This is a genomic window from Streptomyces sp. 63XJN7_1_ISO-PGPR-S23-121 (genome assembly GCF_056173025.1).
Genome location: NZ_CM149653.1, coordinates 1,659,304 through 1,682,641, shown reverse-complemented (window position 1 = coordinate 1,682,641; position 23,338 = coordinate 1,659,304). Strand labels below are relative to the sequence as shown.

Genomic DNA, 23,338 nt, shown 5'->3' with positions numbered 1-23,338 from the left:
GACGGGCGCCCCTGGAGTGCCAAGTTCAGGCCGTCAGGCGGGCCACGGCCTCGTCGACCGTCAGTTCCTCGCGCTCGCCGGTACGGCGGTCCTTCAGTTCGACGACGCCCTCGGCGGAGCGGCGGCCGGCGACCAGGATCTGCGGGACGCCGATCAGCTCGGCGTCCGTGAACTTGACGCCCGGGGAGACGCCGGCCCGGTCGTCCACCAGGACGCGGACGCCGGCGGCGGCCAGCTTGTCGGAGATTTCGAGGGCCAGCTCGGTCTGGACGGCCTTGCCGGCGGCGACGACGTGCACGTCGGCCGGGGCGACCTCCTTGGACCAGACGAGGCCCTTGTCGTCGGCGTGCTGCTCGGCGAGGGCGGCGACGGCGCGGGAGACGCCGATGCCGTAGGAGCCCATGGTCACGCGGGCCGGCTTGCCGTTCTGGCCGAGGACGTCGAGCTTCAGGGCGTCGGCGTACTTGCGGCCGAGCTGGAAGATGTGGCCGATCTCGATGGCGCGGTCCAGCTTCAGGCCAGTGCCGCACTTCGGGCAGGGGTCACCCTCCCGGACCACGACGGCGTCGACGTACGCGTCGACCTCGAAGTCACGGCCCGCCACGACGTTCCTGGCGTGCGTGTGCTCCTTGTTGGCGCCCGTGATCCACGCCGTGCCCGGCGCCACGCGCGGGTCGGCGATGTACGTCACCTTCTCGCCCAGGCCCTGCGGGCCCACGTAGCCGCGGACCAGGTCGGGGCGGCCGACGAAGTCCTCGGCGGTGACCAGCTCGACGGCGGCCGGGGCGAAGTGCGCCTCGACCTTGTCCATGTCGACCTCGCGGTCGCCGGGGACGCCCACGGCGACGATCTGGCCGTCCACCTTGACCAGCAGGTTCTTCAGGGTGGCGGAGGCCGGGACGCCGAGGGAGGCGGCGAGGGTCTCGATGGTCGGGGTGTCGGGGGTCGGGATCTCCTCGGCGGCGGGCACGCCGGCCGCGTCGACCGGCTGGAGCGCGTAGGTGATCGCCTCGGTGTTGGCGGCGAAGTCGCAGTTCGGGCAGTCCGCGAAGGTGTCCTCGCCGGCCTCGGCGGGCGCGAGGAACTCCTCGGACTTCGAGCCGCCCATGGCGCCGGCGGTGGCCGCGCAGATGCGGTAGTCGAGGCCGAGGCGCTCGAAGATGCGCTGGTAGGCGGCGCGGTGCAGGGCGTAGGACTCGTCGAGGCCCTCGTCGGCGACGTCGAAGGAGTAGGAGTCCTTCATCAGGAACTCGCGGCCGCGCAGGATGCCGGCCCGGGGGCGGGCCTCGTCGCGGTACTTGTTCTGGATCTGGTAGAGGATGACCGGCAGGTCCTTGTAGGAGGACGCCTGGTCCTTCACCAGCAGCGTGAAGATCTCCTCGTGGGTGGGGCCGAGGAGGTAGTCGCCGCCCTTGCGGTCCTGGAGGCGGAACAGCTCGGGGCCGTACTCCTGCCAGCGGCCGGTCGCCTCGTACGGCTCGCGCGGCAGCAGGGCGGGGAGCTGCACCTCCTGGGCGCCGATGGCGTCCATCTCCTCGCGCACGATGCGCTCGATGTTCCCGAGGACCTTCTTGCCGAGCGGCAGCCAGCTCCACAGGCCGGCGGCGGTGCGGCGTACGTAACCGGCGCGGACCAGCAGCTTGTGGCTGAGGACCTCGGCGTCCGCCGGGTCGTCGCGCAGCGTCTTCGCCATCAACTTCGACATGCGCTGGACCGGTGCGTTGGCCATGGTTCTCGTATCTCCTGCTGCGTAAGGGTGGTGCTAGGAGGTTAGCCGGGGGTCCCAGCCCGGCGGAAATCCGTTTACGTCCTGCGCAGCGGAAGGTGTGCGCCCATCACGGCGTACGGCCGGGGCGCGCTGGGGAACAGGACCTGCCGGGCGAGGTCGACGTAGCCGAGGGAGCGGTAGAGGCCGCGGGCGGGGCTCTCGGTGTCGATCGCGGAGAGGATCGAGCGGGGCTCGGCGGCGGTGTCGGTGATCGTGGTGATCAGTGAGCGGCCCGCGCCGCGGTTCTGGTGGGCCGGGTGGACGTGGAGTTCGGTGATGACGAAGGAGTCGTCTAGCCAGGCCTCGTTGTGCTGGGCGCGAAGGTAGGGCTCGACGACGGTGGACCACCAGTGGGTGCGGTCGTTGGGCATGCCGTAGACGAAGCCGGCGAGGTCTCCCGCGGGGGTGGTGGCGCCGAGGGCGCGGGCGCCGGGGTGGGTCATGTGGCGCAGGACGATCTGGCGGCGGACCGCGACCTCGTCGGGGCTGAGCCCGAAGGCGGCGGCCTGGACGGCGAGGGCCTCGTCGACGTGGGCTGACAGGTCCAAGGGGCCGATGACGAGGTCCATGGCGGGGAGCCTACAGGGGTGGCGCGGCTGTGTGCCGGGCGCGATCGGCCGGGGTCAGAACAGCACGCTCATGAAGGAACCGACCTCCTGGAAGCCCACGCGCCGGTACGTCCGCCGGGCCGCCGTGTTGAAGTCGTTCACGTACAGGCTCACGACCGGGGCCACGTCGGCCAGGGCGTGGCGCAGTACGGCCGCCATCCCCGGGGCGGCGAGTCCCCGTCCCCGGTACTCGGGGGCGACCCACACGCCCTGGATCTGGCAGGCGCGGTCGGTGGCGGCGCCGATCTCGGCCTTGAAGACGACCCGGCCGTCGCTGTCGAAGCGGGCGAAGGAGCGGCCGGAGCCGACGAGTTCGGCGACCCGGGCCTGGTAGAGCAGGCCGCCGTCGCCGGCCAGCGGGGAGACGCCGACCTCCTCGGTGAACATCGCCACGCAGGCCGGCATGATCCGCGCCATCTCGTCCTTGCGGACCCGGCGGACGTGCGGATCGGGGGCGACGTCCGCGCTCGTGCGGTCGGTGACCATGAGGGGCTGCCGGCCGCGGACCTCGCGGGCCGGGCCCCAGCCGGGTTCGAGGAGCTGCCAGAGCCGGGCGGTGGACTCGGCGGGGCCGACGATGGAGGAGCAGCGGCGGCCGGCCCGCCGGGCCCGGTCGGCGAAGGCGCGCACGGCCCGCGGGGTGGCGCATATGGGGACGAGGTTGGCGCCCGCGTAGCACAGGGAGGTGAGCATGCCGTCCTCGTACCAGCCCCACATCTCGCCGCCGAGCCGCCACGGGTCGAGTCCGGCGATCTGCACGCGGGCGGCCACGAAGGCGTTGGCGACCGGCTCGCGGTCGAGGACGGCGAGCGCGGCGTCCAGGTCGCTCGGTTCGAGCACGCGGGAGGTGGTCTGCGTCAACACGTGCGGGGCCTCACCCTAAGATCTGCTGATCTGCGCACTGTACCCGCGCAAGCCGAGCGGCGTCGCCCCGCCTGCCGGCCGCCGGCGTCAGCCCGCGACGGAGACGGAGGGCTCGCCGGAGGTGACGCCGTCCTTCTCCATCTGCTCGGCGAGCTTCATGGCCTCTTCGATGAGGGTCTCCACGATCCTGGACTCGGGGACGGTCTTGATGACCTCGCCCTTGACGAAGATCTGGCCCTTGCCGTTGCCGGAGGCGACGCCGAGGTCGGCCTCGCGGGCCTCGCCGGGCCCGTTGACCACGCAGCCCATGACGGCGACGCGCAGCGGGACGTCCATGCCGGTCAGGCCGGCGGTGACCTCCTCGGCGAGCTTGTAGACGTCGACCTGGGCGCGGCCGCAGGAGGGGCAGGAGACGATCTCCAGGCCGCGCTGTCGCAGGTTCAGCGACTCCAGGATCTGGATGCCGACCTTGATCTCCTCGACCGGCGGCGCGGACAGGGAGACGCGGATGGTGTCGCCGATGCCCTGGGAGAGCAGGGCGCCGAAGGCGACGGCGGACTTGATGGTGCCCTGGAAGGCGGGGCCTGCCTCGGTGACGCCGAGGTGCAGCGGGTAGTCGCACTGGGCGGCGAGCTGCCGGTAGGCCTCGACCATGACGACCGGGTCGTTGTGCTTGACCGAGATCTTGATGTCGCGGAAGTCGTGCTCCTCGAAGAGGGACGCCTCCCACAGGGCGGACTCGGCGAGCGCCTCGGGGGTCGCCCTGCCGTACTTCTGCAGCAGGCGCCGGTCCAGGGAGCCCGCGTTCACGCCGATGCGGATCGGGGTGCCGTGGTCCTTCGCCGCCCGGGCGATCTCCTTGACCTTGTCGTCGAACTGCTTGATGTTGCCCGGGTTCACACGGACCGCGGCACAGCCCGCCTCGATGGCGGCGAAGACGTACTTCGGCTGGAAGTGGATGTCGGCGATCACCGGGATCTGCGACTTCTTCGCGATCACCGGCAGGGCGTCGGCGTCGTCCTGCGTGGGACACGCCACACGCACGATCTGGCAGCCGGCCGCCGTCAGCTCGGCGATCTGCTGCAGCGTCGCACCGATGTCGGACGTACGGGTCGTCGTCATGGACTGCACCGACACGGGGGCGTCACCGCCGACCGCCACGGGGCCGACCTGGATCTGCCGGCTCTTCCGGCGCACGGCGAGCGTGGTCGGAACGGACGGCATGCCGAGAGAAATCGCAGTCATCTGCTGTGCAACCCCAAGTCTTGGATCAAGATCCGGCCCCGGTCAGCGGCGGGCTCCGGCCCTCGAGATTACGTCACGGACCTGAACCCCCGGCACACAGCGTACGGCGAAACCACCCGATGGCATCCATCCGCGCGTGACGCGCGGGGAGCCCGGCCCGGGGGCGTGTTCCCGGGGCCGGGCTCCCCGGCGGCCGGGGCGGCTTCAGCTGATCCGTACCGGATTGACGACGTCCGCGACCAGGACGAGCAGGGTGAAGCAGACGAACACGCCCGCCACCACGTACGCCACCGGCATCAGCTTCGCCACGTCGAAGGGGCCCGGGTCGGGCCGGCGCAGCACCTTGGCGAAGCTCCGGCGCAGCGACTCCCACAGCGCGCCCGCGATGTGGCCGCCGTCGAGCGGCAGCAGCGGGAGCATGTTGAAGAGGAACAGGGAGAGGTTGAAGCCGGCGACGAGCATGACGAACATGGCGAGCTGCTGAGTGGGCGGTATGTCCAGCGTGGCGATCTCGCCGCCCACCCGGGCGGCGCCGACGACGCCCATCGGGCTGTCGGCCTCGCGGGGCCCGTCGCCGAAGGCGGCGTCCCACAGGGCGGGGATCTTGCCGGGCAGGGCGGCGAGGGAGTCGACGGCGTCGCCGATGCGGTCGCCCATCCAGGTCACGGACTGGCCGAAGTCCTGTTTCACCACGCCGGTGGCCGCGCTGAAGCCGAGGAAGCCCGCGGTGACGTACTCGCCCTGGACGATCTGGCCGTGGGAGTCCTTCTTGGCGACCTGGTTGGTGGCGATCGCGGCGTGGAGCGTGACCTCCCGGCCGTCCCGCTCGACGACGATCGGCACGGTCTCGCCGGGCGTGGCGCGGATCAGGTTGGACAGCCGGTCCCAGTCGTCGGTGCGGACACCGTCGAAGGAGACGATCTTGTCGCCCGGCTTCAGGCCGGCCGCCGCGGCCGGGGACGGCTTGTCGGTGCCGGCGCACTTGTCGCGGTTCTCGCTCTGCGAGATGACGCACTGGGAGACGGAGCCGACGGTGGTGGTCTGCTGCGAGATGCCGAAGCCCATCAGGACCGTGAGGAACAGCACGACCGCGAGGACGAGGTTCATGAACGGGCCGGCGAACATGACGATGACCCGTTTCCACGGCTTGCGCGTGTAGAACAGGCGCTTGTCGTCACCGGGCTGGAGCTCCTCGAAGGCCGCCGACCGGGCGTCCTCGATCATGCCGCGCCAGGGCGAGGTGGAGCGGGCCTCCAGGCGGCCGTCGGGGCCGGGCGGGAACATGCCGATCATGCGGATGTAGCCGCCGAACGGGATGGCCTTGACCCCGTACTCGGTGTCGCCCCTCTTCTTCGAGAAGAGCGTCGGTCCGAAGCCCACCATGTACTGCGGCACGCGGATGCCGAACATCTTGGCCGTGGACAGGTGGCCCAGCTCGTGCCAGGCGATGGAGAACAGCAGGCCGACCGCGAAGAGGACTATGCCGAGGATGAACATCAGGGTCGTCATGCACGGGCCTCCGCCGTCTGTGCCGCCAGTTCCCGGGCCCGGGCGCGCGCCCAGGCCTCCGCTTCGAGGACGTCCGACACGGTGAGCGAGGTTCCCGTACGGGGGGTGCCGTGCTCCTCGACCACCCGTGTGACGGTCTCCATGATCCCGAGATACGGCAGCGCGCCGGAGCGGAACGCCTCGACGCACTCCTCGTTGGCGGCATTGAACACCGCGGGGGCCGTGCCCGCGAGTTCCCCGACGTGCCGGGCCAGGTTCACCGAGGGGAAGGCCTCGTTGTCGAGCGGGAAGAACTCCCAGGACGAGGCCTTGCTCCAGTCGAAGGCGGGGGCGGCGTCGGGGACGCGTTCGGGCCAGCCGAGGCCGATGGCGATGGGCCCGCGCATGTCGGGGGGCGTCGCCTGGGCCAGGGTCGACCCGTCGGTGAACTCGACCATCGAGTGGACGTAGGACTGCGGGTGGACGACGACCTCGATGCGGTCGAAGGGGATGTCGTAGAGCAGGTGCGCCTCGATGACCTCGAGGCCCTTGTTGACGAGGGTCGCGGAGTTGATGGTGATCACCGGGCCCATGGCCCAGGTGGGGTGAGCGAGGGCGTCCTCGACGGTGACGCTCGCGAGCTGCTCCTTCGTCCGGCCGCGGAAGGGCCCGCCGGACGCGGTGACGACCAGTTTGCGCACGTCGGCGCGGGTGCCGGCGGTGAGTGCCTGGAAGAGGGCGGCGTGCTCGGAGTCGACCGGGATGATCTGCCCGGGCTTGGCGAGGGCCTTGACCAGCGGCCCGCCGACGATGAGCGACTCCTTGTTGGCGAGCGCGAGGGTGCGCCCCGCCTCCAGGGCGGCCAGGGTCGGCGCGAGTCCGATGGAGCCGGTGATGCCGTTGAGGACGGTGTGGCAGTCGGAGGCGGCGAGCCGCGTCGCCGCCTCCGGTCCCGCGAGGATCTCGGGAAGGGGCTCACCGGTGCCGTACTGGGCACCGAGCGCCTCCCGCAGGGCCGGTACGACGTCCTCGCGGGCCACGGCGACGGTCCGTGCCTTCAGCCGGTACGCCTGCTCGGCGAGGAGGGCGACCCGGCCGCCGTTGGCGGACAGGCCGGTGACCCGGAAGCGGTCCGGGTTGCGCAGCACGAGGTCGATGGCCTGGGTCCCGATCGACCCGGTGGACCCGAGGATCACCACGTCCTTCGGGCCGTCGCCCGCCACCGGGTCGTAGACGAGGTGCGGGTCGGCGAGGGGTGCTGGACTGTCGCTCATTCCCCCATTGTGGCCGCAACCGCCCTCCGGGAGGACAGCGCGTCCCCCGGGCGGGTGTCGCGCGGCCCGGCGCTGCCCGGTCGCGGCCGGGCCCCGTCGCCGCCGGGCGGGCGACGACGGGGGCCGGGTGTCACGGGATGGGGCGGTGGACGTTCTGCCTGGTGCTCGGCCCGGGCGTCGCGTCCGCGATCCAGGGTCCCTGGCCCGACGGGTCGACGACGCCCTGCTCCAGCCACTCGTAGGCGCCGCCGAGCACGCCCTTGACGACCTTGCGGTCGAGTTCGTCCGTGTTGGTCCACAGCCGGCCGAAGAGCTCCTCGACGCGGATGCGGGACTGGCGGCAGAAGGCGTCGGCCAGCTGGTAGGCCTCGCGGCCGTGGTCGCCCCGCCCGCGCAGGTGCTCGGCGCGGACGCAGGCGGCGCTGATGGCGAACAGCTCGGCGCCGATGTCGACGACGCGGCCCAGGAAGCCCTGCTTGGTCTCCATCCGGCCCTGCCAGCGGGACATGGCGTAGAAGGTGGAGCGGGCGAGCTTGCGGGCGGTGCGTTCGACGTACCGCAGGTGCCCCGAGAGGTCCACGTGGCCCGAGGGGTGGAAGTCGGCGTAGGAGCGCGGGAGCTGGCCCGGGCCGGCGACCAGCTTCGGCAGCCACTTGGCGTAGAAGACGCCCGCCTGCGCGCCCGCCCTCGCCTTGTCGGACAGGGACTTGTCCGGGTCGATCAGGTCCCCGGCGACCGAGAGGTGGGCGTCGACGGCCTCGCGGGCGATCAGCAGGTGCATGATCTCCGTGGAGCCCTCGAAGATGCGGTTGATCCGCAGGTCGCGCAGGAGCTGCTCGGCGGGGACCGCGCGCTCGCCGCGGGCTTCGAGGGAGGCGGCCGTCTCGAAGCCCCGGCCGCCGCGGATCTGGACCAGCTCGTCGGCCATGAGGCAGGCCATCTCTGAGCCGTAGAGCTTGGCGAGGGCGGCCTCGATGCGGATGTCGTTGCGGTCCTCGTCGGCCATCTGGGAGGCGAGGTCCACCACCGCCTCGAGGGCGAAGGTGGTCGCCGCGATGAACGAGATCTTCGAACCGACCGCCTCGTGCAGCGCGACCGGCCGGCCCCACTGCTCGCGCGCCGCCGACCACTCCCGGGCGATCTTCAGGCACCACTTGCCGGCCCCGACGCACATGGCGGGGAGCGAGAGGCGGCCGGTGTTCAGGGTGGTCAGGGCGATCTTGAGGCCGGCGCCCTCGGGACCGATGCGGTTGGCGGCGGGTACGCGGACCCGGTGGAAGCGGGTGACGCCGTTCTCCAGGCCGCGCAGGCCCATGAAGGCGTTGCGGTTCTCGACGGTGATGCCCTCGGAGGCGGCCTCCACGACGAAGGCCGTGATGCCGCCCCTGCCCTCCTCGCTCTTCGGTACGCGGGCCATGACGACGAGCAGGTCGGCGACGACGCCGTTGGTCGTCCAGAGCTTCACGCCGTCGAGCACGTAGTCGTCCCCGTCCCGCACGGCGGTCGTGGCGAGGCGGGCGGGGTCGGACCCGACGTCCGGTTCGGTGAGCAGGAACGCCGAGATGTCGGTGCGGGCGCAGCGGGGCAGGAACGTGTCCTTCTGTTCCTGGGTGCCGAACATCTTCAGCGGCTGCGGCACACCGATCGACTGGTGGGCGGAGAGCAGCGCGCCGATCGCCGGATTCGCGGATCCGACCAGGGAGAGGGCCTTGTTGTAGTAGACCTGGGTGAGGCCGAGCCCGCCGTACTTGGTGTCGATCTTCATGCCGAAGGCGCCCAGCTCCTTCAGCCCCGTGATCACCTCGTCGGGGATCCGGGCGTCGCGTTCGACGACGGCGCCGTCGATCTTCGTCTCGCAGAAGTCGCGGAGCTTGGCGAGGAACTCCTCGCCGCGCTGGACGGCCTCGTCGGCGGGGACCGGATGGGGGTGGATGAGGTCGAGGCGGAAGCGGCCGAGGAACAGCTCCTTGGCGAAGCTGGGCTTGCGCCAGTCCTGTTCCCGGGCAGCCTCCGCCACCTGACGGGCCTCACGTTCGGTGACGGTGGGTCGGGAGGAAGGGGTGGATGGAGCGGACATGAGGCTCACCTCGCCGCGGATCGGCATCGAAGGGAGGTACGGCCACGAAGTCCCTCATGCGCGAACTCGCGGGCGTACGTTACTAGTCGGTGCTACTCGATCGTGTGTACCCGCTCCGGGGCCGGCCCACCACCCTTCGTGCGGCCGTTCGGCCGATGGCCGCCGGCACGAGAGGATGGACGAGTGGGCGGGGAGATGCCGGGAAAGAAAGCTGTCGAAGCGCTTCGACAACCTATGGACACCCACTGTCGCTGAAGCTACTGTCGAACCACCCTCACCCGCCCTTGCACGCCCCGCGCGCTGTCGAAGCGCTTCACAAAGCTTGGAGAGCTGGATGGTCACCCTCGCCGAGGTCGCCCAGCACGCCGGAGTCTCGGCCAGCACGGTGAGCTATGTCCTCAGCGGCAAGCGGTCCATCTCCACCACCACCCGCCAACGGGTCGAGGAGAGCATCCGGAAGCTCGGCTACCACCCGAACGCCGGCGCCCGCGCCCTGGCCAGCAGCAGGTCGAACATCGTCGCGCTGATGATCCCGCTGCGCACCGACATGTACGTGCCGGTGATGATGGAGATCGCCATCGCGGTCGCCACCTCCGCACGCGCCCACGGCTACGACGTGCTGCTGCTCACGGGCGAGGAGGGGCCCGACGCGGTGCGCCGCGTCACCGGCAGCGGCCTCGCCGACGCGATGATCCTGATGGACGTCGAGCTCGACGACGCCCGGCTGCCGCTGCTGCGCGGCACCGACCAGCCCTCCGTACTGGTCGGCCTGCCCGCCGACACCACCGGCCTGACCTGCGTCGACCTCGACTTCCGGGCGACCGGTGCGCTGTGTGTGGAGCATCTGGCGTCGCTGGGACACCGCGACATCGCTGTCATCGGTGAGGCGCCCGCCGTCTACGAACGGCACACGGGCTTCGCCGAGCGCACCCTCGACGGCCTGCGCACCCGCGCGCGGGAGCTGGGGCTGCGGCTGCTGCACCGCCCCTGCGAGGGCGGCTACGACGCGATGTCCGCGACGCTGGCCCGCGTCTTCGACGAACGTCCGGACACCACCGGGTTCGTCGTCCAGAACGAAGCCGCGATCGAACCGCTGCTCGCGCTGCTGCGCCAGCAGGGCCGGGCCGTGCCCGAGGACGTGTCGGTGGTCGCGGTCTGCCCCGAGCAGGTCGCCACGCAGGCCTCGGTGCGGCTGACCTCGGTCGCCCTGCCCGCGCAGGAGATGGGCCGGCGTGCCGTGGAACAGCTCGTCGCCAAGCTCGAGGGGCGCGGCAGCGAGGAGGTCGTGCTGCTCGCGCCGGAGCTGACGGTGCGGGCGAGCTCGGGGGCCGCGCCGGTCCGGCCGTAGTCGGCAGGCCCCGCGCGGGCCGCCGGCCCGCCTCGCCACTCGGCCGAGGGGCCGGTCCCGGTGGGACCGGCCCCTCGGCCGTGGTGCGCTCCGGTCAGCCGCCGCTGACCGTCAGACTGTTGGTCCGGAAGTCCAGGCCGCCGGACGACGAGGTGATCTCGTAGCCGAACTGCACGTCGCCGATGGTCTCGTTGCCCATCCAGCGCTTGGTGTCCTTGATCCACTTCAGGATCGGCAGGATGTCGACCGTGCCGGAGCTGGAGTCCGAGGTGCGCAGGAACGAGAAGACCTCGTTGGCGCCGTTGTTCCCCTTGTAGACGCTCCAGGAGTGGCCGCCGAGGGTGACCGAGCCCTGTGAGGTGCCGAGGGGGCCGACGGCGCCGTTGTGGTTGACCCAGAGCATGATCTCGTAGTCGTAGTCCGTGTCCCAGATGTCGTACGACGTGTTGTACGCGCCGGACGCCGGGACCGTGACGTTGTAGCTGCTGCTGAGCGAGCCCAGTGAGGTGATCGGCTTGTTGATCACCTTCTTGGCGTTCGGGTACGACTTGATGCCGCCGGTGTTCGGGTGGTCGGCCCAGACGCCCCAGTTGGTGCCGGAGTTGGCCCAGACGCACTGGCTGCCGGCGCCGGAGCCCCAGATGTTGTTGTAGAGGGTGTAGCCGTTGAGGCTCGTGTTGCCCCACTGGTCGCAGGAGTTCCAGACGGCGGCCTGGGCGGGGGCGGAGGCCAGTCCGACGGTGGCGCCGAGCGCGAGGGCCGGGGCCAGGAGGGCGGTCAGGGTGCGCTTGCGTGGTGCCATGGCGTTTCCTTCCATGGGTGGGGGGAGGTGCGCTGTCGCTGCCGCGCCTTGAAGCTGATGACGCGGTCCTCGCCGGCGACGAGGTCGAGCGGTTCGGCGCCGGAGGGGGTCCTGAGATCGATGCGGTGGGTGCGGCCCGGGCGCAGGACGGCCGTCGCATCGCCGTCGGACGTCCAGGTGAGGTCGAGTCCGGCCCCGAACCGGGTGCGTACGCCCTTGAGCTCACCTGCGGGGCAGCTCGCCGGGAGGGCGGGGAGCAGCACCAGTCGGCCGGGCGTGGACTGGACGAGCATCTCGAGGAGCACGGCCGGGAGGGTGTGCGCGGCGTCGGCGTTGTAGACGTCGCGGTGGGGGTAGTGCGCGCTCATCAGGGACGCGTGGAAGTAGTCGCCGTCGAGCACCCGGCCGAGTGCGTGGGCGACCCGGTCGCCGTCCCGGAGGCGGGCGGCGACCAGGGCGTGGTGGAGGTGGCCGTGGGCAGAGTCGTTCTCGGCGCCCCGCAGTTCGAGGGCACGGTGGGCGGCCTCGGCGAGGCCGGGGGTGTCGTAGGGGGTGATCTCGTCGAGCGGCCAGACACCGTAGAGGTGGCTGAGGTGGCGGTGGTCGTAGGTGTCCGTCAGGCCGGGCCGGGCCCACTCGGCGAGGGCGCCGTCGGCGTTGATCCGGTGCGGCGGGATCCGGCCGGCGAGGGCGCGCCAGCGGCCGGCGTGCTCGGGGTGGCGGTCGGCGGCGGTCAGCAGGGCGTGCCGGGCGGCGGAGAGGTCCATGGCCGCGTCGACCGTTCCCCAGCTCGCGTTCGCGGGCCGGTTCTCGGGCGAGTACGACGGGACGACCGCGACCTGGCCGTCGCCGTCGGTCCGGGTGAGGAAGTCCTCGTAGAACAGGGCGACTTCGGCGAGTGCGGCGGTGGTGCGGGGATCGTGCGTGCCGTAGGTCTCGTCGTGGTCGACGAGGGGCTTGAGCAGCCAGTCGGCGCCGGCCGTCCACAAGTGGAGGGGGTACTCGCGGCTGAAGTGGTAGGTGTGGCCCGACTCGCCGTCGGTGTGCGAGGGGGCGACGACACCGCGGGTGCCGAAGATCGCGCGGGCGTTGTCGCGCCAGTCCGGCAGCTGGCGGTGGACCAGGGCCGCGTGGGCCTCGGTGACCTCGGGCAGGGCGGCCGCCGCGGCGGAGGAGGTCTGGAGGTTGAGGTTGGCGTTGGTGGTGAACGCGCCGGACCAGGCGGTGTTCCAGTCGGCGGTCCACAGGCCGGTCAGACGGGGCGGGAGCAGGCCTCCGGCCGACAGGAGGTGGTAGCGGCCGGCGGCGAACAGGCGCTCCAGCAGGGCCGCGCTGCGGGGCCGTGCCAGCAGGGCCGAGCCCGGCAGGGCGCGTTCGGCGGGGTCGGCGGCGAGGTCGAGGGTGACGCGGTCGTAGGCGGTGCGGTGCAGGGCGAGGTGGCGGCGCAGGAGGGCGTCGTACGGCGTGCCGTCCGGCCCGTCGTCCGCGCCCCCGGCCGGCCCGTCGTCCGGTGACCCCTCCGGTCGTCCGTCGTGGCTGTTTCCGTCCGCCAGGCCGCGCAGGGCGCGTCCCTCGGCGGCCACGTCCAGTTCGCCGGTGTGCCGGCGCACCCGGGTGAGGAGCAGGACCTCCGTGGCGCCCTCGACGAGCACACCCGGCGGGACCAGCCTGGTGGCGCCGCCGGTGACGGTGACCAGGGTGACACCGGTGTACGCCAGGTCGCTGCCGGGGTAGCGGGCGCGCAGGCTGAGCAGGGCGCCCCCGGGCGTGAGGACGGCGCGGTGGCCGACGCCCAGACCGGCGGGCGCTCCCGGGAGACGGGGGTCCAGGGAGATGTCGAGGGTGAGGTGCGGGGCGGCGACGCGCTGGACGATCACGTCGTCGGCGCGGGAGACGAAGACCCGGCTGCTCCAGGTGGAGCGGGCCGCGGTCGTCTCGCCGGTGGTGAAGTCGACGGAGCGCCGGTAGCGGTGGCCGGTGTCGCCGGAGGGGCCGGTCAGCCGGATCTGGAACGCCGGGTGGAAGGGCCGCACCCATCGCAGCGGGCGGCCGTCGGTGAACTCCTCGGCGGCGGCCGTCTCCCCGGCCAGCAGACGGTCCTGGAGCGCGGGGAGCGCGGCGGCCAGCCGGGGCGGCCGGCGGTGCGCGTCGTCGCCGTCCGGGCGGACCAGGGTGTGGTGGGTGACGACGACGCGATCGGCCCCGGGGTCGCCGAACACCAGGGCGCCGTGGTGGCCGTTGCCGCTGAGGAAGCCGTCCTCCCAGCGGCGGGCGGGTTCGGGCTCCCAGGTGCCGTGCACGGGTCCGCCGGTCACGGGGCCGGCTCCGTCAGCACCGCCACGCCGTGGCGGCCGAGGGTGACGCGGCCGGTGACGGCCGCCTCGGTCAGCAGGTCGCGGTGGGTGCCCGGGACGTCCACGGTGACCTGTTCGCGGCCGTGGTTGAGGAGGAACAGCAGGTCGCCGCGGCGGACCGCCTCGACTCCGGCCGGCAGGCCGTCGAGCACCGGGCGGGCGCCCGCGTCGGCGGCGGCGCGGGCGAGCAGGGCGCGCAGCGCGTCCGGCTCCGGCAGGGTCGACACGTACCAGGCGCGGTCCTTGCGCAGGACGGCCGGGAGCCCCGCCAGCTCGCCGCCCCGGTACGGGAGCGTCTCGGTGGCGGTGCCGTCGGGCTCGATCTCCTCCGACCACAGCATGCCCCGGAAGCCCGCGCAGGCGGCCCTCTCGTCCGTCTCCAGGGGCCACCACTCGTGCAGGGTGCGGATGCCGAACAGGTCGCGCAGCCGGGCGTCCATGCCTCCGTCCCTGACCCGGTCGTCCTGGTCGGCGACGCCGGTGAGGAAGCCGCAGACGAGGGTGCCGCCGCGGCGGACGTGGGCGAGGAGGTTGTCGATCGCGGCGTCCGTGAGCGCGTAGAGCTGCGGCACGACGACCATCCGGTACGGGGTCAGGTCGTGCTCGGGGTGGGCGAAGTCGGTGGTGAGGCCGGCCTCCCACAGGGCCCGGTGCCAGGCGTGCAGGACGTCCGGGTAGTCGAAGCGGGTCGAGGGGCGGCCGTCCTGGGCGCCGGCCCACCAGGAGTGCCAGTCGTGCAGCACGGCGACGTCGGCCGTGATCCGGGTGCCCGCCACGTGCGGGCCGAGCCTGGCGAGGTCGGCGCCGAGCTGCCTGATCTCCTGGTACGCACGGCCCTGCTCCCCCGCGTGGCCGACCATGCCGGAGTGGAACTTCTCCGCGCCCTGCCGCGACTGGCGCCATTGGAAGTAGCAGACGGCGTCCGCGCCGCGGGCCACGGCCTGGAGAGTCCACAGGCGGTTCATGCCGCGCGGCTTGGGCCGGTTCGCGCCGCGCCAGTTCACCGGTCCGGCCGCCTGCTCCATGAGCATCCACGGGCCGCGCGCCTGCGAGCGGGTCATGTCCTGGACCAGGGCGCCGTGCTGCGCGCCGAGGGGGTCGCGCGGGTCGGGGTAGAGGTCGACGGAGACGACGTCCTCCTCCTCGGCCCAGCGCCAGGCGTCCTGACCGGACCACAGCGGCATGAAGTTGGTGGTGACCGGGATGTGCGGGGTGTGGCGGCGGACGATGTCGCGTTCGGCGGTGAAGCACTCCAGGAGCATGTCGGAGGTGAAGCGGCGGAAGTCGAGGACCTGGGTCGGGTTCTTCAGGTAGTGGGTCCGGCGGGCGGGGAGGATCTCCTCCCAGTCGGCGTAGCCCTGGCTCCAGAAGGCGGTGCCCCAGGCGGTGTTCAAGCCGTCGAGGGTGCCGTACCGGTCGCGGAGCCAGCGGCGGAAGCGGACGGCGGCCTCGTCGCCGTGGTCGAAGGTGCAGTACTCGTTGTTGATGTGCCACATCGTGAGGGCGGGGTGGCCGGCGTAGCGGGCGGCCAGGGCCTCGGTGATGGCCGCGGCGTGCCGGCGGTAGGTGCCGCTGGAGTGCGAGAAGTGCTGGCGGCCGCCCCACCACTCGGTGCGGCCGTACTCGTCACGGGGCAGGGTGTCCGGGTGGAGGCGGCCGAGCCAGGGCGGGGGCGAGGACGTGGGGGTGGCGAGGACGACGCCGATGCCGTGCGCGTGCATGAGGTCCATCAGGCGGTCCAGCCAGGCGAAGTCGTGTACGCCGGGCCGGGGTTCGAGCCTCGACCAGGAGAAGACGCCGAGGGTGACGGAGTTGACGCCGGCGACCTTCATCAGGCGGACGTCCTCGGGCCAGGTCTCCTCGGGCCACTGCTCGGGGTTGTAGTCGCCTCCGAAGAGGATGCGGCCGCGGGTGGTGTCCGCGAGGCCGGGCGTCATCGGGGCTCCCCGTACCGGATGCCGCGTCCGTCGGCGGCCCTGCCGAAGCCGAGGGCGCGGGAGGCCCGGCAGTTGCCGGCCCCGGTGAAGGCGACGCCGCCGCCGGCCGAGCGGTACGGGCCGCTCTCCTTGGCGCTCGGCCAGAGGTCAGCGGACCGGCCGGGCGCCGTGACCGGCTCGGACGTGTGCTCCGCGGCCGTCGCGCGCCCGGCGAGCGACGGGACGGAGGTGGCCGCGACGGCGGCCGTGCTCCCGGCGGGAACGGCACGCCGGCTCAGGGGGAACGCGCGCATGGCACTCCTCGTGGTGCGGGGGCGGGGACTGGGGATGCTTCGGGGGGGGCGCGGGGAACCGCGCGGCCGGCCGCGACGGCGCCGCGGCCCGGACGTCGCGCGGGCCGCTCCGCCGCTCGGGGCGTCAGCCCTTCACGGCGCCGGTCAGCATCCCCTTCCTGAAGTGACGCTGGACGAAGGGCGACAGGACGGCGACGGGCAGCAGGGCCATGACCATGACCGCCATCTGCACGGCCAGACCGGAGAGCTCACCGGTCTTGATCGCCTGGCCGAGGCCGACCGGCGCCTCCTGCTTCTGCACGAGCTGGATCATGACGTTCTGCAGCGGCAGCATGTCCTGGTCGTTGAGGTAGAGGGAGGCGTTGAACCAGGCGCTCCAGTAGCCGACGGCGTAGAACAGGGTGATCACCGCGACGACCGCGCGGGACAGCGGCAGGACGATCTGCCACAGGATGCGCAGGTCGCCGGCGCCGTCGATGCGGGCGCTGTCGACCAGCTCCTGCGAGATGCCCATGAAGAAGCCGCGCAGCACCAGGATGTTGAAGACGCTGATCGCGCTGGGCAGGATCAGCGCGAGGTAGGTGTCCGTCAGGCCGAGGGACTGCACCAGCAGGTAGGTGGGGATCAGGCCGGCGCTGAAGAACATCGTGGCCAGCAGCACCATGAGGATCCAGCGGTGGCCCAGCGAGCCGCTGCGGGAGAGTCCGTAGGCGCACAGCACCGACACCGCCATCGAGAACAGGGTGCCGACCAGGGTGATGCCGATGCTGACGAGCGCGGCGCGGGTGACCTGGCCGCCGCTGAGCAGTTCCTGGTAGGCGACGAAGGTGATGTCCTTGGGGATCATCACCAGCCCGCCGGCCTCGTCGATGGCCTTGCGCGAGGAGAGGCTGGTGACGACGACGATCCACAGCGGGAACAGGATTCCCAGGCAGGCCAGGAGCAGCACCAGTCCCTTGCCGGCGAGTCCGGCCGGGCTGGGCTTCTCCTCCCACACCGGCCTGGGCGGGGCCGCCCAGCGGCCGGGCCCGCGTACGGGCTTGTCGGTCACGGCGGTCGCTTCGTGGACGGCGGTCACTTCTTGTACACCCCCTGTTCGCCCATGAGGTGGGCCACCTTGTTCGCGATCAGGACCAGGCCGAGGCTGATGACGCCCTTGACGAGCCCGGCGGCGGCCGCGTATCCGAAGTCCTGGTTGCGCACGCCGTTCCACCACACGAAGGTGTCGAGGACCTCCGCGGCTCCCGGTCCGACGGCGTCGCGTTGCAGCAGGATCTGCTCGAAGCCGACCGTCAGGGCGTCGCCGACGCGCAGCACCAGCAGCAGGGCGATCACCGGGCGCAGCGCGGGCAGGGTGACGTGCCACATGCGGCGCCAGCGGTTCGCGCCGTCCATCGCGGCGGCCTCGTACAGGTCGGGGCTGACCGAGGCGAGCGCGGCGAGGAAGACGATGATGCCCCAGCCGGCGTCCTTCCAGACGCTCTGCGCGGTGACCAGGAACTTGAAGGTGTCCGGGTCGGTCATGAGGCTGAGTCCGTCGTACCCGTGGTCGCGCAGCAACTGGGAGAGGAGTCCCGCACCGCCGAAGAGCTGCTGGAAGACGGCGATGACCAGCACCCAGGAGAAGAAGTGCGGCAGGTAGAGGATGGCCTGCGAGATCGCCCGCACCCGGGGCCGGACCACGCTGTTGATGAGCAGGGCGAGCAGGATGGGGATCGGGAAGTACAGCACGAGCTGGAGGAGGAACAGCACCAGCGTGTTCCGTACGGAGTTCCAGAAGGCGGAGTCCTCGAAGATCCGCTGGAAGTTCTCCAGGCCCACCCAGGGGCTGTGCAGGATGGAGACGATCCCGTTGTCGCTGATGTAGGGGTCGTACTCCTGGAAGGCGACGACGTTGCCGAGGATCGGTACGTAGTTGAAGAGCAGCACCAGCAGGACGGCCGGCAGTGTCATCAGCAGCAGTACGCGGTCGCGGCGGAACCTCAGCCGCAGGCTGAGCCTCCCCGTGCTCGGCTTCCCCTTCCGGGAGCCGGTGGCGTCGCCGGACGCCACCGGGGTCTTCTTCGTCGCATCGGCCTCGGCCCTGGTCCGGGGCACCGTGCTGTGGGACACGGCCGTTCTCCTTGCCTCGGTACCGGTCAGCCCGCCGCCGTGCCGTTGTCGTCGAGCAGCTTCTTGTACCAGTCGCGCAGTTCGTCGCCGCCCTTGCTCCGCCAGTCGGAGACGGCCTGCTGCATGTCGCTGATCTTCTTGCGGCCGCGGACGATGTCGTCCTCGAGCTGCTCGAAGTCGTTGGCGAGGTTGGTGTAACGGGCGGGTTCGGTGATCTGCATGCCGTAGAAGGTCGGCTTCCTGGTGAAGGCGCCCATCCGCTGCTGCCACTCGACCTGTCCCTTGGCGACCTCGGGGAAGTCGGGGTGGGCGATGGTCGCGGCGGGGCTCGCCACCATCACGTAGGCGTTCATCACGTCGATGTTGCCCTGGTCCGTCTTGGTGGGCACGCCGTCCTTGACCGTGTAGTGGGTTCCCTCCACACCGTAGTTGGTGGCCATGTACTCCTTGGTGCCGTACGGCGCGGCGGTGACGTTGGCGACGGCCAGCACGTCGCGGATCACGGACTTGGACGCCTTCTTGTTGACGAAGGCGAAGATGCTCGCCGGGTTCTGCGCCCACAGTGTGGGTTCACCGCCGTCGTGCCCGAAGAAGTCCATGCCCCAGACCTTGAACTCCGGGTTCTGGGTGGCCTGTTCGGCGGTTCGGCTCCACCACTGGGAGATGTCCTGGTTGTAGACGATGAACTCGCCGGCGGCGAACTTGGGACCGGGGTCGGTGGCGTTGCTCTTGCCGAGCATGGCGTCGGGGTGCACGACGCCGGCGGCGAAGAGCTTGCGCGTCCACTCCAGGGCCTCGAGGTACTCGTCGGTCTCGGCGCGGTAGACCAGCTTGCCGTCGGCCTGGTTCCAGCCGAGGGACTTCTCGTTGCCGGAGAGCACGCCGAAGGCGTTGAAGGCGGTCCACTTCATGTCCAGGCAGGCCCAGCGCTTGGCCTTCGCGTTGGTGGCGTCCTTGGCCAGCGCCATGAACTCGTCGCAGGACCGGGGGACCTCGTAGCCCTCCTTCTCGAAGACGTCCTGACGGTACAGCGGCAGGATGCCGGACACGTACGAGGACGGCATCGGCAGGCCGCGCAGCTTGCCGCCGAAGATCGAGCGCTGCCAGGCGTCGGTCGGGATCGCCGCGAGGTTGGGGTACTGCTTGACGGCGTCGCCGGAGAGGTACGGGCCGAGGTCGGCGAACTTGCCGATGATGGCGCTGGGGATCCTGCCGGTCATGTTCCAGCCGGGGACGACCACGACGTCCGGCACCTCGCTGGAGGCGAGGACCGCGCCGAGCTTCTGGTCGTAGGTGTTGCCGTCCTGGTTCTGCCAGACCACGTCGACGCCGATGAGGTCGTTCATCGCCTTGTAGTAGGCGTTGTCCTCCTTCGGCGGGGAGCCCCAGAAGGGCGACATGACGGTGACCCGGCCGCCCTTGCCGAGCCTCTTCGGCACCGAGACCTTCAGGTCCGCGAGGTCGAGCTTGCCGGTGAAGCCGACCGCGGAGCCGTTCTTGCTGGGGATGTCGGGGGTGACGACGTTGCCGGCCACGTACGCCGGCAGCAGCTTCTTCGCGTCCTTGCCCGACGTGGTGCCGTCGCGCGAGCCGCCGTCGGATCCGCCGCAGGCGGACAGCAGCGGCATTCCTCCCGCCACCGCTGCGGTGGCGACCACCGTGGAGGCGAGGAACTTTCTCCGGCTGGGGCCGGAGGCGGCGTTCGGCGTCATTGCGTCAACCCTTCATGGCGCACCAGGACACCCGGCGGTGGCCGTCGGCTGCGGTGTCTTCAGTGGAACTGGCTGAGCTGAAGCGGTCGTCGGAGGAATGTGCGGTTTTCCGGACGCACCTGCGGCACGCCCCGGTTCACCGCTTCCCGAGTCGAAGCGCTTCGATGTTGCAGCGAGGTTAAGTGAACGTCTGAGGGCGCACAAGGGTCGCTCCCAAGATTCCTCCGATGTGTACGTGGTCCTGGGCGACTCACCGTATTCATGCAGCGCTTGGACAGTGACGAGAAGTCGGAGTCAGTGTGCGGATACGCCTTGACACCCGCCCCGGTGCCGAATGAGCATCGAAGCGCTTCGAAAGCGTCTCGCCGCTCCATCGCAAGGGGATCTCCACGTGACCGCACCCACGCCGCCCACGCCGCCTTTCCGTGATCCGCAGCTGCCGCTCGGGAAGCGCGTCGACGACCTGGTGTCGCGGCTGACGCTCGACGAGAAGACCGCCTTCCTGCACCAGTTCGCCCCGGCCGTCGAGCGGCTCGGCATCGCCGCGTTCCGCACCGGCCAGGAGGCGCTGCACGGGGTGGCCTGGATGGGTCCGGCGACCGTGTTCCCGCAGGCCGTGGGCCTCGGCGCCACCTGGAACGAGGAACTGGTGCACCGCGTCGGCGAGGCGGTGTCCAAGGAGGCCCGGGCGATGCGCGCCCGCGACGAACGCGTCGGCCTCAACGTGTGGTCCCCGACCGTCAACCTGCTGCGCCACCCCCTGTGGGGCCGCAACGAGGAGGGCTACTCCGAGGACCCGCGGCTCACCTCGGCCATCGCCACCGCCTACACGCGCGGACTGCGCGGCGGTCATCCGGCGTACTGGCGCACGGCGCCGGTGCTCAAGCACTGGCTCGCCCACAACAACGAGACCGACCGGGACACCGCCTCGTCCTCCGTCCGCCCGCGCGTCCTGCACGAGTACGACCTGCGCGCCTTCCGCGAGACGGTCGAGGCGGGCGCGGTGGCCGGCGTGATGCCGGCGTACAACCTGGTCAACGGCCGCCCGAACCACCTCTCCCCGTACCTGCGGGAGCAGCTGCGCACCTGGACGGAGGAGGAGCTGCTGGTCTGTTCGGACGCCGGCGCCCCGTCCAACCTCGTCGACTCCGAGCACTACTTCGACACCCACGAGGAGGCGACCGCGGCCGCGCTGCGCGCCGGGGTGGACAGCTTCACCGACCACGGCACGGACTCCTCGAAGATCGTCGCGCGCGTCCGCGGCGCCCTCGGGCGGGGGCTCCTCACCGAGGCCGACGTCGACGCGGCCGTGCGCCGCCAGCTCTCGGTCCGCTTCCGCCTCGGCGAGTTCGACCCGGCGCGGGACCCGTACGCCGTCACCGCCGACTTCGACACCCCGGAGCACCGCGCGCTGGCCCTGGAGGCCGCCGAGCAGGCGGTGGTCCTGCTCCGGAACGACGGCGTGCTGCCGCTGGCCCCGGACACCCGCGTCGCCGTGGTCGGACTGCTCGCCGACGAGTGCAAGCTCGACTGGTACAGCGGCACGCTCATCCACCGCTCCACCCCGCTGGAGGGCCTGTACGAGCGGTTCGGCGCGCAGGCCGTCGGCTTCGCGGAGGGCGTGGACCGGGTCCGGCTGCGGACGGCCGCCGGCACGTTCCTGCACGTGCTCCCCGCGGAGGACACCCCCGGCGGGGCGCCCGGCGCCGAGGGCGCCCTCGACCCCGCCCTGGTCGCCGGCCGCACCGACCTGCCGCCGCTCACCACCGACGCCACCGGCAGCGAACTCGCGCTCGTCGACTGGGGCGAGGGCGTGCTCACCCTGCGCGCCCACGACGGCCGGTACCTGTCGGTCGCCGAGGACGGGTACGTCCGCGCCTCCGCCGACCAGCCCGGCGGCTGGGTCGTACAGGAGACGTTCCGCCTGGAACCCCACGGCAACGGGCACCTCCTCCGGCACTCGGGAACGGGTCGTCCCGTCTGTGTCGCCGCCGACGGCGTGCGGGTTGCCGCGGACGGCGTGGAGGGCGAGGTCTTCGAGCTGGTCGTCGCCGAGCGCGGCGAGGAGGCGGTGGCGCGGGCCGCGGCCGCGGCCGACGTGGTCGTGGTGGTGGCGGGCAACGACCCGCACATCAACGGCCGGGAGACGGAGGACCGTACGACCCTGCGGCTGCCGGACCACCAGGAGCGGCTGCTGCGCGCGGCCCGGGCCGCCAACCCGCGCACGGTGCTGGCGCTGGTCTCCGCCTACCCGTACGCGGTCGACGCCGAGGCCCTCCCGGCGGTGCTGTGGACCGCGCACGGCGGTCAGGCGGCCGGCACCGCGCTGGCCCGGGTCCTGGCCGGTGACGTCTCCCCCGCCGGGCGGCTCCCGCAGACCTGGTACGCCGACGACGCCGACCTGCCCGCTCTGCTCGACTACGACGTGATCGGCGGCCGGCAGACCTACCTGTACTTCGAGGGGACCCCGTTGTTCCCCTTCGGGCACGGCCTGTCGTACGCGTCCTTCGCGTACGCGGACCTCTCGGCCCGGGTGACGGACGACGCGGTGTCGGTGTCCTTCACGGTCACCAACACGGGCGACGTCCGCGCCGACGAGGTGGCCCAGCTCTACACCCGGGCCGAGGCGCCCTCGGTGCCGCGTCCGCGCCGGGAACTGGTGGCGCACCGGCGGCTCGCCCTGGCCCCGGGCGAGCGGGCGGAGGTGTCCTTCGACGTGCCGCTGTCCGCCTTCGCGTTCTGGGACGTCGCCCACGGCCGGTGGCGGCTGGAGCCGGGCCCGTACGCCCTGCTGGCCGGCGCCTCCAGCGAGGACGTGCGCCTGGAGACGACGGTCGCGCTCGACGGCGAGCCCGCCGCACCGCGCCCGGTGCGCGAACGCGGCCTGGAGGCGGCCGACTTCGACGAGCAGAGCGGCACGGAGATCGTGGACCGCACGAAGGTGTCGGGCGACGCGGTGACGCCGGTCGCGGAGGGCTCCGGCGAACTGCTCTACCGCGCCTGCGACTTCGGACCGGGCGTCACGCGGGTGACCGTCGCGGTGGCGGGCGGGGGCACCGTGGAGATCGCCCTCGACGGGCAACCCGCGTCGGCGGTGCTGTCGCCGCAGACGCCGACGCCGGGTCCGTACGACTACGTGGAGCTCGGCGCCGCCCTGACCGCCGAGGGCGTGCACGACCTCCGCATCAGGCTGCGCGGCTCACTGCGGCTCGCGCACGTCGGCTTCTCCGGCTGAGGGTCCGGAGAAGCCGGCACGAGAAGGGGCCCGGCACCGGTACGACCGGCGCCGGGCCCCGACCCGTCCGGTGCGTGCGCCCGGTGCGCCGAACGGCAGGAGCACCGCTCTCCCGGGTCACCAGGGGACGCGCGCGTCACCGGCTTGGTCGTCACGTCCCACCCGGACCAGGCCCGACTGAGGACTGGGATCAGAGTGAGGGCTTCTTCGCTCGGGAATGA

The 23,338-nt window shown here is 72.0% G+C and carries 16 protein-coding genes; 2 read left to right on the top strand and 14 right to left on the bottom strand.

Annotated elements, in window-relative coordinates; translation table 11 throughout:
* Nucleotides 1–25: 25 nt before the first annotated feature.
* From AC0VYN_RS07800 to AC0VYN_RS07770, 7 genes are all read right to left on the bottom strand, one after another.
* On the bottom strand, nt 26–1,729 hold the full coding sequence (locus AC0VYN_RS07800) for a proline--tRNA ligase (RefSeq protein ID WP_475535325.1): 1,704 nt from the start codon (nt 1,727–1,729) through the stop codon (nt 26–28).
* Nucleotides 1,730–1,803: 74 nt separating this feature from the next.
* A complete protein-coding gene (locus AC0VYN_RS07795) occupies nt 1,804–2,337 on the bottom strand; it encodes a GNAT family N-acetyltransferase (protein ID WP_386927332.1) in 534 nt (177 codons plus the stop codon).
* 54 nt (nt 2,338–2,391) lie between these two features.
* Nucleotides 2,392–3,240 carry a GNAT family N-acetyltransferase gene (locus tag AC0VYN_RS07790; protein WP_475535324.1) on the bottom strand — a complete coding sequence of 283 codons (849 nt, stop codon included), beginning with the start codon at nt 3,238–3,240 and terminating at the stop codon, nt 2,392–2,394.
* An 87-nt stretch (nt 3,241–3,327) separates the two neighbouring features.
* Nucleotides 3,328–4,485 (bottom strand): flavodoxin-dependent (E)-4-hydroxy-3-methylbut-2-enyl-diphosphate synthase, encoded by a 1,158-nt coding sequence (ispG, locus tag AC0VYN_RS07785; RefSeq protein ID WP_475535323.1) that lies wholly within the window; start codon nt 4,483–4,485, stop codon nt 3,328–3,330.
* Between the two features lie 204 nt (nt 4,486–4,689).
* Complete coding sequence (locus tag AC0VYN_RS07780) at nt 4,690–5,982, bottom strand: M50 family metallopeptidase (RefSeq protein WP_475536831.1); 1,293 nt, start codon at nt 5,980–5,982, stop codon at nt 4,690–4,692.
* Between the two features lie 8 nt (nt 5,983–5,990).
* Nucleotides 5,991–7,247 (bottom strand): 1-deoxy-D-xylulose-5-phosphate reductoisomerase, encoded by a 1,257-nt coding sequence (dxr, locus tag AC0VYN_RS07775; protein WP_475535322.1) that lies wholly within the window; start codon nt 7,245–7,247, stop codon nt 5,991–5,993.
* A gap of 130 nt (nt 7,248–7,377) precedes the next feature.
* A complete protein-coding gene (locus AC0VYN_RS07770; RefSeq protein ID WP_451690508.1) occupies nt 7,378–9,324 on the bottom strand; it encodes an acyl-CoA dehydrogenase family protein in 1,947 nt (648 codons plus the stop codon).
* Between the two features lie 334 nt (nt 9,325–9,658).
* Here AC0VYN_RS07770 and AC0VYN_RS07765 point away from each other — a divergent pair, with 334 nt between their 5' ends.
* Nucleotides 9,659–10,672, top strand: a complete 1,014-nt coding sequence (locus tag AC0VYN_RS07765; protein ID WP_475535321.1) for a LacI family DNA-binding transcriptional regulator — start codon at nt 9,659–9,661, stop codon at nt 10,670–10,672.
* A gap of 94 nt (nt 10,673–10,766) precedes the next feature.
* On the opposite strand, the gene AC0VYN_RS07760 is transcribed toward AC0VYN_RS07765, so the two are convergent.
* The 7 genes from AC0VYN_RS07760 to AC0VYN_RS07730 all read right to left on the bottom strand — a co-directional run bounded on the left by AC0VYN_RS07760 (nt 10,767) and on the right by AC0VYN_RS07730 (nt 19,882).
* Entirely contained in the window at nt 10,767–11,474 is a 708-nt protein-coding gene (locus AC0VYN_RS07760; protein WP_475535320.1) for a glycoside hydrolase family 12 protein, read from the bottom strand.
* Nucleotides 11,450–13,789, bottom strand: coding sequence for a glycosyl hydrolase family 95 catalytic domain-containing protein (locus AC0VYN_RS07755; protein ID WP_475535319.1), 2,340 nt, complete (start codon nt 13,787–13,789; stop codon nt 11,450–11,452). The genes AC0VYN_RS07760 and AC0VYN_RS07755 overlap by 25 nt, the downstream gene beginning before the upstream one ends.
* Nucleotides 13,786–15,765, bottom strand: a complete 1,980-nt coding sequence (locus AC0VYN_RS07750; protein ID WP_475535318.1) for a beta-galactosidase — start codon at nt 15,763–15,765, stop codon at nt 13,786–13,788. The genes AC0VYN_RS07755 and AC0VYN_RS07750 overlap by 4 nt, the downstream gene beginning before the upstream one ends.
* A complete protein-coding gene (locus AC0VYN_RS07745; RefSeq protein WP_475535317.1) occupies nt 15,762–16,058 on the bottom strand; it encodes a hypothetical protein in 297 nt (98 codons plus the stop codon). The genes AC0VYN_RS07750 and AC0VYN_RS07745 overlap by 4 nt, the downstream gene beginning before the upstream one ends.
* A gap of 124 nt (nt 16,059–16,182) precedes the next feature.
* Entirely contained in the window at nt 16,183–17,109 is a 927-nt protein-coding gene (locus AC0VYN_RS07740) for a carbohydrate ABC transporter permease (RefSeq protein ID WP_475535316.1), read from the bottom strand.
* Nucleotides 17,110–17,132: 23 nt separating this feature from the next.
* On the bottom strand, nt 17,133–18,170 hold the full coding sequence (locus AC0VYN_RS07735; protein WP_475535315.1) for an ABC transporter permease: 1,038 nt from the start codon (nt 18,168–18,170) through the stop codon (nt 17,133–17,135).
* A gap of 26 nt (nt 18,171–18,196) precedes the next feature.
* A complete protein-coding gene (locus AC0VYN_RS07730; RefSeq protein WP_475535314.1) occupies nt 18,197–19,882 on the bottom strand; it encodes an extracellular solute-binding protein in 1,686 nt (561 codons plus the stop codon).
* 391 nt (nt 19,883–20,273) lie between these two features.
* On the opposite strand from AC0VYN_RS07730, the gene AC0VYN_RS07725 reads away from it, so the two are divergent.
* The gene (locus AC0VYN_RS07725; protein ID WP_475535313.1) at nt 20,274–23,117 is read left to right on the top strand and encodes a glycoside hydrolase family 3 C-terminal domain-containing protein; all 2,844 of its coding nucleotides are present in this window, start codon (nt 20,274–20,276) and stop codon (nt 23,115–23,117) included.
* Nucleotides 23,118–23,338: the final 221 nt, after the last annotated feature.